The organism is Cytophagia bacterium CHB2 (assembly GCA_030263535.1).
Classification (GTDB): Bacteria; Zhuqueibacterota; Zhuqueibacteria; order Zhuqueibacterales; family Zhuqueibacteraceae; genus Coneutiohabitans.
In genome coordinates this window covers 1-7,166 of record SZPB01000334.1, presented here as the reverse complement: position 1 = coordinate 7,166, position 7,166 = coordinate 1, and the positions used below count along the sequence as shown (strand labels likewise).

General features: G+C 53.8%; 3 protein-coding genes and 1 pseudogene. All 4 read left to right on the top strand.

All coding sequences use genetic code 11. The features are described from left to right. Nucleotides 1-14 precede the first annotated feature (14 nt). Nucleotides 15-2,948 carry an amidohydrolase gene (locus FBQ85_23820; GenBank protein MDL1878167.1) on the top strand — a complete coding sequence of 978 codons (2,934 nt, stop codon included), beginning with the start codon at nucleotides 15-17 and terminating at the stop codon, nucleotides 2,946-2,948. 110 nt (nucleotides 2,949-3,058) lie between these two features. Continuing rightward, nucleotides 3,059-3,862, top strand: coding sequence for a polyphosphate kinase 2 family protein (locus FBQ85_23815; protein MDL1878166.1), 804 nt, complete (start codon nucleotides 3,059-3,061; stop codon nucleotides 3,860-3,862). A 298-nt stretch (nucleotides 3,863-4,160) separates the two neighbouring features. Further along, nucleotides 4,161-5,906 (top strand): hypothetical protein, encoded by a 1,746-nt coding sequence (locus FBQ85_23810; GenBank protein ID MDL1878165.1) that lies wholly within the window; start codon nucleotides 4,161-4,163, stop codon nucleotides 5,904-5,906. Between the two features lie 273 nt (nucleotides 5,907-6,179). After that, nucleotides 6,180-6,338 (top strand): annotated as a pseudogene (locus FBQ85_23805) (type II toxin-antitoxin system HicB family antitoxin). Nucleotides 6,339-7,166: the final 828 nt, after the last annotated feature.

Genomic DNA, 7,166 nt, shown 5'->3' with positions numbered 1-7,166 from the left:
ACAACATTTGGGTGATGCAGCGCGACGGCTCGAAACCCAAGCAAGTGACGAAGGAAGACTTTCGCCTGCTCAACAATGCGGTATGGACGCCGGATGGCAATTATCTCATCGCGCGCAAGCATTTCACCAGCACGCGCTCACTGGGCGCGGGCGAGATGTGGCTGTATCATCTCACCGGCGGCGAAGGCTTGCAACTCACCAAACGCAAGAACGACCAGCAAGACGCGGGCGAGCCGGCGGTTTCGCCGGACGGCCGTTACGTCTATTTCAGCGAAGACATGAGCGGCGGCAGCACGTTTCAATATAATAAAGATCCCAACGGCCAGATTTACGTCATTCGCCGCCTCGATCGCGAGAAGGGCGACTTGAAAAACTTCGTCACCGGCGCCGGCGGGGCGGTGCGGCCGCAACCCTCGCCTGACGGCAAGTATCTCGCCTTCGTGCGGCGCGTGCGGCTGAGCAGCGTGCTCTATTTGCAGGATTTGAAAACGGGCGAGCAAATTCCGCTGTATGACGGTTTGAGCAAAGATCAGCAAGAAACCTGGGCTACATTCGGCGTTTATCCCAATTATGCCTGGACGCCGGACAGCAGAAATATCGTGATCTGGGCGCAGGGCAAGATTTGGCGCATCGATATCGCAACGAAGCAGGCCGCTCAAATATCGTTTACCGTAAATGTCAGGCAAACGGTCACAGAGGCGGTGCATTCCCCGCAAACCGTTCATGCAGATTCATTCACGGTGAAAATGATACGCGATGCCGTGACTTCTCCCGACGGCAAGACCCTTGTCTTCAGCGCGGTCGGCTCGCTGTGGAAGAAAGCATTGCCCAACGGCAAGCCGCAACGCTTGACCAACAGCTCTCTGCATGAATTCTTCCCGTCATTCAGTCCCGACGGTTTGTGGATTGTGTATTCCACCTGGAGTGATACCGCGCTGGGCAGCTTGTACAAAGTCAAAATCGATGGCCGCAATCCCGTCAAACTCACGCGGCGCAAGGGCTATTATCTCACGCCCTCGTTTTCGCCGGACGGCAGGAAGATCGTGTATCAGCGCGACAACGGCAACTCGGTGTTGGGATTCGCGTACGGCGTGGAGCCGGGTTTGTACTGGATGTCTGCCGGCCCCGGCGAGCCCGGTCGAGCCGAAGGCGGCGAGGAACATTTCATTCAAGAAGAAGGCTATGCTCCGCGCTTCAATCGCAAGGGCGATCGTATTTTCTTTCAATCCGGCGGCGGGCTGGAGAAGAAATACAAAAGCGTTCGCCTCGATGGCGGCGAAGAACGCACGCATTTCAATTTGAAATATGTGAATCAAATCGCGCTGAGTCCCGATGAGCAATGGGTGGCGTTCACGGAATTGTTCAATGCTTACCTCGCGCCGTTTCCGCAAACCGGCGGGCCGATTGATTTGAATAACGGCACCAAGGCGGTGCCGGTGAAGCGCGTCACCCGCGATGCCGGCGATTATCTGCATTGGTCCGGTGACAGCCAAAAGCTGCATTGGATGATTGGTCCCGAGTTGTTTTCTCGTGAGCTGCGCCAGACTTTCACCTTTCTCCCGGGCGCGCCGGACAGCGTTGCGGGCCCGGATTCCGTGGGGCTGCAAATCGGATTGAAGTTAAAGACGGATGTGCCTGCCGGCAAGCTCGCGTTCACCGGAGCACGAATCATCACCATGCGCGGTGATGAAGTGATTGAGAACGGCACCATCGTGGTTGAAGGAAATCGTATCGTCGCGGTCGGCAAGGCGAATGCGGTCAGCATCCCGGCGGACGCAAAGCGCATCGAGGCGAACGGCAAAACCATCATGCCGGGACTCATCGATGTGCATGCGCATGCGGATCATTTCTTTGCCGGTTTGCTGCCGCAGCAGAGCTGGGCCTATTTCGCCAATCTCGCCTACGGCGTGACCACGATGCACGATCCCTCGGCGTATACGGAAACGGTGTTCACACTGGCGGAGATGGTGACGGCCGGCAAGATCACCGGGCCGCGCGTGTATTCCACCGGCACGATTCTCTACGGCGCTGATGGCGATTTCAAAGCAGTGGTCAACAATCTCGATGACGCGCGCTCGCATCTGCGCCGCCTGAAAGCGGTGGGCGCATTTTCTGTGAAGAGTTACAATCAACCACGCCGCAACCAGCGCCAGCAGGTGTTGCAAGCCGCGCGCGAGTTGAACATGTTGGTGGTTCCCGAAGGCGGGTCGTTTTTCTACCACAACCTGTCGATGGTGATCGACGGCCACACCGGCATCGAGCATTCGATTCCGATCGCGCCGGTTTATCAGGATGTATTAAAACTCTGGGGCGGCACGGCGACAGCTTACACGCCGACATTGATCGTGGGCTATGGCGGCATTTGGGGCGAGAATTATTGGTATCAGAAATCCAACGTGTGGGAAAAACAGCGGCTGCTGAATTTCACACCGCGCCCGATCGTCGATGCACGCGCGCGGCGGCGTATGATGATTCCCGACGATGATTTCGGCCATATCGGCAATGCGCAGGCCGCCAAAGCCTTGTGTGATGCCGGCGTCAAAGTGAATCTCGGCGCGCACGGCCAATTGCAGGGGCTGGGCGCGCATTGGGAATTGTGGATGCTGGCGCAGGGCGGCATGACACCGCTCGAGGCGATTCGTGCGGCTACTTTGAACGGCGCGGAGTACATCGGCATGGGCAAGGAATTAGGCTCACTCGAACCCGGCAAACTCGCGGATTTGATCGTGCTGGAGAAGAATCCGCTGGAGAATATTCAGAACACGGAATTCATCACTCATGTAATGAAAAACGGCCGTTTGTACGACGCCGAAACCATGAACGAGACCGGCAATGTTTCGCGACCGCGGCTGCCGTTTTACTGGGAGAATGCCAAGACCAGCGAAGCGTTTTTGTGGAAGGGCGCGGGCGTGGGTTTTGGCGAAGTGAAGTGCGGATGTATGCACTGAAAATCGGAGCATCGGAGTGATGGATTGTTGGATTAATGGATTGATGGAGCCTCAATAAGCCAGCGTTTGGTTGCTCCATTACTCCAAAACTTTGAAACAGGGAAAAGACCATGAAACAACCTCTCTTGATTTCCCCAGTTGAAAAGATTCGTTTGAAAGATTTTGACGCCGGTTACACCGGCAATTACAAAGAGAAAGACGAGGCGAAAAAGGATTTGGAAAAGAACCTCGAACGCCTGGATGAATTACAGGAAGTCATGTATGCGGAAGGCAAGCATGCGCTGCTGATCGTCTTGCAGGGGATGGACACCGGCGGCAAAGACGGCGTGATCGAGCATGTCATGTCGAGCGTCGATCCTCAGGGCGTACGCGTGGCCAGCTTCAAAACGCCGACGCCGGAGGAATTGGCGCACGATTTTTTGTGGCGCATTCACCAGCACGTGCCGCCAGCCGGCTACATCGGCATTTTCAACCGCTCGCATTATGAAGATGTGTTGATCGTGCGCGTGCACAATCTCGTGCCCAAAGAAGTGTGGCTGAAACGCTATGATCACATCAACAACTTCGAAAAGCTGCTGGCGGACAGCGGGGTCACGATTCTCAAATTCTTCCTGCACATTTCAAAGAAAGAGCAAAAAGAGCGGCTGGAAGAGCGGCGGGACGACAAGACCAAGCAGTGGAAATTCAATCTCGGCGATTTGAAAGAGCGCGCGTTGTGGGATGATTACATGCAAGCCTACGAAGACGCGATCAACAAATGCAACACGCCCTGGGCGCCGTGGCATATCGTCCCGGCGAACAAGAAATGGTACCGCAATTTCGTGATTTCAGAATGTATTGTTGAAGCGTTGGAAGGATTACAGATGAAATATCCGCCCGCGCCCGAGGGCATTGAGAAAATTGTAGTGGAGTGAATTTGGCACAGCAGCCCGGGCGCTCACAGCGTCCGGGCTGTAATAGTAACTATCATCTCTGTTTCAGCCATCTCGCCTAAGCGGTACACGCAGATACCATTGGCCTTGGTAGTGGAGAGTAACTATTGAAATCAGTTCTGGGCATCAGAGTTTTTAGCTACGGCGATTTCTCTGAATGAATTGCTCGCGATCGTAAGATCGTTGTCGTTTTGTGATTTCATGTAGTGGAAGTCACCTCCGTCCCCCCAACTTGCTCGTTGACTTTTAGTGCAATTCTCCTAGCTTCCTACCGAATCGAATGCAAGCATCGAACCGCCGCCTTCAATCCCCAACGGGGAACATATTCATGAGACGATTTCACCTCAATATTATTTCCCTTTTTCTGTTGGCGGGGCTGGGACTCTATGCCTTCACGTTGCGCCGCTCTCCGGCAAATGATCGCTACCGGCCGGGCGATTGGGTGAGCTACGGCGTCAATCGCTACATTAGCTCGGTCGCAACCAGCCCGGAACAGGCATTTTTCGGCACCACTGCCGGCATTGCGCGCTATGACATTCTGCGCAGCCAATGGCAGGCGCCGTACACCACCAGCGATGGCCTCGCCGACAACCGCATAAGCGTCATCGGCTTCGATCATATTACCAGCACACTCTGGTGCGGCCATGCCCTGGGCCTCAGCCGCCAGCATCCCGCCTCGTTGCGCTGGACGAATTTTCCCAAGATCGAATTTGGCCTGGCGTACAACGATGAATTTGTTTCGCTGGGATTCGACAACAACAACAATTGGTTCGAAACCGCCTCCGGACGCATGTTTCGCCAGGACAAATTCGGCAACATTTTTTCTCCAGCAGACGGTCAGACGCCTGATGCTTCCGTGATCTGGTTCGGAGCACGCGCGCCGCGGCCGCGTATGTTCCCGCAATTTTTTATGCCTGCCGGTTTTCTGTTCGATCCCAAAGGCATTGTGCAGGATAATCATTTGCGCCAGGCACCGGTGACGAGTATCAGCGAAGATCGCTGGGGCAATATGTGGCTGGGCACCTGGGGCCTGGGCGCGTTGCGCGTCGATGTCAATCTGGGCCAGGCGCAGCCCATCAGCATCGGTTTGGCAAGCCAGCGTGTCGATGCGCTGCTGTTTGATGAGGAGGGCCTGTGGATCGGCGGCGTGCGCAACACCATTCGCCAGCCGCGCGATGAATCTCTGGAAGGCATCACCTACTGGCGCGATCCGCAAGCCGGCATCTCCGACAACCGCGACTGGCGTTATTATGACGCGCGCTACAACTTCAGCATGAGCAGCGACGAGGTGAACGGTTTTGAATTTCACGAGGGCAAGCTTTATTGCGCCACGCAAAACGGTATCAGCATTTATGACACGCGCAAGGATCGCTGGCAGCGCCTGATGTCCAAAGACGGTTTGGCCAGTGAGCGCGTGAACGATGTTGCGGTTTATGAAAATTATCTCTACGCCGCCACGGATTTGGGCTTGAACCGCATTGCGCTGGCCACGGCGCGCAAAGATTCGTTTGGGGTCGGTGAAATTCTGCCGAATCTGCTGCGCCATATCCGCGTCGAAGATCTCGAACGCCAGGAAAATTTGTTATGGGCGGCTACGGCGCAAGGGCCGTTTGTTTATGACATGGCAAAGGCCACCGGCGGCTACATCGATGCCGGCGATGACGCGAGTCGGGCCGCAGCCTATGCGGTTTCGTATTATGATTCGTTGGTGTGGTTTGGCACGGATCTGGGCATTGATGCTTTGAACGTGAATGCGCGCACCTGGCTGGGCGCGCCGGCGCGGCAAGCCTTCGCGGGAACTGACATTTATTGTATCGAAGCGGGCCCGGGAGCAGTGTGGGTGGGAACGAATGCCGGCGTGTACAAATATCACGGCGGGCGCAAGGAATGGAGGCAATACACCGCAGAAGACGGCTTGTTGGATAACCATGTCAATGCGGTCGCGCTCGATGAGGATTTTGTCTGGTTCGGCACCGACTTGGGCATCACGGTGTTTCGCTGGAAGGCGTTTCATGATTTTGATTGAAGGCAGTGAGCGCTTGGGATTCGTGGTCACCCTTCTCACTCAATAACCCTGCGGCATTTTTATTTGGCTGATCGTCAACACACAACAGCGCATACGCCTTTCTATAATTCAAAAAGCCTGACGCAACGAAGACAAGTGCTGGTAGTATAACAAAAAGCTCTTGACACACATACTTTTAGAGAGTATTATTTGTGTTGATTAGCAGAGCCCTTCAAATCATGCAAACAATAATTTAACAAGCACTTATTTTCCTATAAATTTCGGGCAAAAGTCATGAATAAGACTCAAGCAGGCTTCATTGTGCTTACGGTCATCTTCAAATTCGAAGATGACGTCTGGACCGCCGAATGCAAGGAACTTGGCACTGCAACCTTCGGTGACACTATACAGGAAGCAGAAAGAGATATTCAGGAAGCGATACTACTCCACTTAAATACTCTGGAGCAAGTTGGCGAACGTGAGAGATTCTTTCGAGAACATGATATTGAGATTTATCCAACCAAGCCGCAAATGATGCACATTGATCTTCCTTTTGATCCAGGTATACTCGTGTCTCAGAGAATCGAACCTGTGAATCAATTGGTTTGTGCATGAGTGCGGGATTACCTGCCATAACCGGCCCGGAGCTTATCAAGCTCTTAAAAAAAGACGGCTGGGAAGAACGGGGGAACCGTGCGACACACGGTATATCTCTTACAAAAACGCTTCCCAATGGGCGCACTCGCGAACTACGATAATCCCTACAAAATCAAGATCTCTACCCACCGGCACGCTCAAGGCTATACTCAGTTCCAAGCAAACTGGCCTCGGCAGAGAGGGCTTTCAGGAACTACTAAATCGCGGTTAATTTCTCTAATAGTGTCCTGGCCGTCCGACTTTATTTGCAAATTAGCACATTGGGGCAACCCCGATTTTAGCGGCTCTTCGCATTGGCGTTTGCGCCATTTATGACACCCGCTTCACACGTTTGTCGGTTTGTAAAAAATATTTCCCCTGCCGGAGGGGCCGGAGAATGTGTCTTTTTCTTTCATGATTTTGCAAATTAAAAATTGTAAAGCAGCGGCGGATTTATTAGATTCCGTCTTCCGCTGAAAAAAGTCAAAAAGCGTAATAAAACATCTGGGAGAAAACTAGGGATATGGCTTTCTCGGAATACTTCGAGCATAAAACCTGTGAGCCGGAGATTTATCAACGCTGGGAGCAGGGCGGCGCGTTCATCGCCGAGGTGAATTCCAAGCGCCCGGCCTTTACCATTTCCAT